The 1,263-nt window shown below is 31.0% G+C and carries 1 protein-coding gene; it reads left to right on the top strand.

Features of this window, described 5'->3' with window-relative positions:
- Positions 1 to 134: 134 nt before the first annotated feature.
- Positions 135 to 653, top strand: coding sequence for an SMI1/KNR4 family protein (locus HMPREF1551_RS00570; RefSeq protein ID WP_021627034.1), 519 nt, complete (start codon positions 135 to 137; stop codon positions 651 to 653).
- Positions 654 to 1,263 lie beyond the last annotated feature (610 nt).

Below are 1,263 nucleotides of genomic sequence, written 5' to 3'. Positions count from 1 at the left end.
TGCAAAAAGTCCGTGAAGCTATGAAATCCAGTGAATCGCACAAAATGAATGATAAAAGAATTGTAGAGCGTTCTCACATTTCCCAAAGTCAATTAGTATGTAGCTAAATAGACACCTCAAAAAACAAATTTTAAATGGAAAATAGAATATTTATTGAACAATTATGTAATAAAGGATGGAATGTCAAAACAGTAGATATTTCAAATCTTGTAATTAACTCTTCAGCTAAAGGAAGAGTTGTAAAAACAATAGAAGAATATAAAGAATTTCTTAAAATATTTTCTTTATGCTCTAATAGGGAAGACAATATTTGGTTCTTATCTTATCAAGATTTTTCTAAAAATGATGAAAACTCTTTTTCTTGGAATGAATTTGAATGTCAGAGTATTGATTCTGCCTTAGACGAAGAAATGTTATCTGATATTAAATCCTTTTGGGATAAACATTTGCCAATTTTAATGTCTGTAAAAAATGGATATAGCTATGTCGCAATAGGTATAGGTGAATTTAATAATGGAAAAATATTTTATGGTACAGAACCTGAGTACGAAGATGTAGCTATAATTGCTAATTCATTTTATGAATTTAAAGAAAAATATATATCTGCATTAAATGGAAAGGATTGCGAAAATTTTTACCAGTATATTATTTAAATATTTTCTTAGTATTGGATATAAAAATTTTGTGTTAGGTACTTGCTCAATGTTTTAAAAAGTAGTAATTTTATAGGTTGAGGAATTTACGGTACTTTTACCACATAGGGGAGTATGGTGCCTCACAGGCAGAGTATGCAAAGGCTCAGAGCAGGGTATATAGAGGGAATATCACCATTGTTCACTGTACTCTATACACTATGCACTAATAAAGAGCCTACAACCAAGAAGGCGAACTGATATGGGAACGCGAACAAGACCTCTATGGCAACTCCCGACAGGGCTTTGCTAAAGAGAATTTTAGGCGTCCATTCAAGTACCAAGGGCAATATTACGATCCTGAGATAGAACTTTGCTACAATTGATTTAGGTATTATCACCCTGAGTAGGAAAGCATAATAAAACTAAAGATACTAATGGGAAACCTATTAGTGGATATCATAATCATGAAATTGGACATACATTTGATAGAACTCCTCATTTCAATGCTTGGAGTGAAAGCACAGGCACAAGTTCTAAAAATAATGTTCATCTATACTATGAATAATACTTTATAAAAATATTACAATGAAAAAAAAATGGATATGTTGTACAACAGAAGAGTTAGGTG

Origin of the sequence: Capnocytophaga sp. oral taxon 863 str. F0517 (genome assembly GCF_000466425.1) — a bacterium.
Lineage (GTDB): Bacteria > Bacteroidota > Bacteroidia > Flavobacteriales > Flavobacteriaceae > Capnocytophaga.
Note: the sequence above shows the minus strand (reverse complement) of the source record. Positions and strands in the feature narration are given on the sequence as shown.

Bases quoted from the DNA above. Each gene is read 5' to 3' on its own strand.
- HMPREF1551_RS00570 (WP_021627034.1), top strand. From the start codon at position 135: ATGGAAAATAGAATATTTATTGAACAATTATGTAATAAAGGATGGAAT.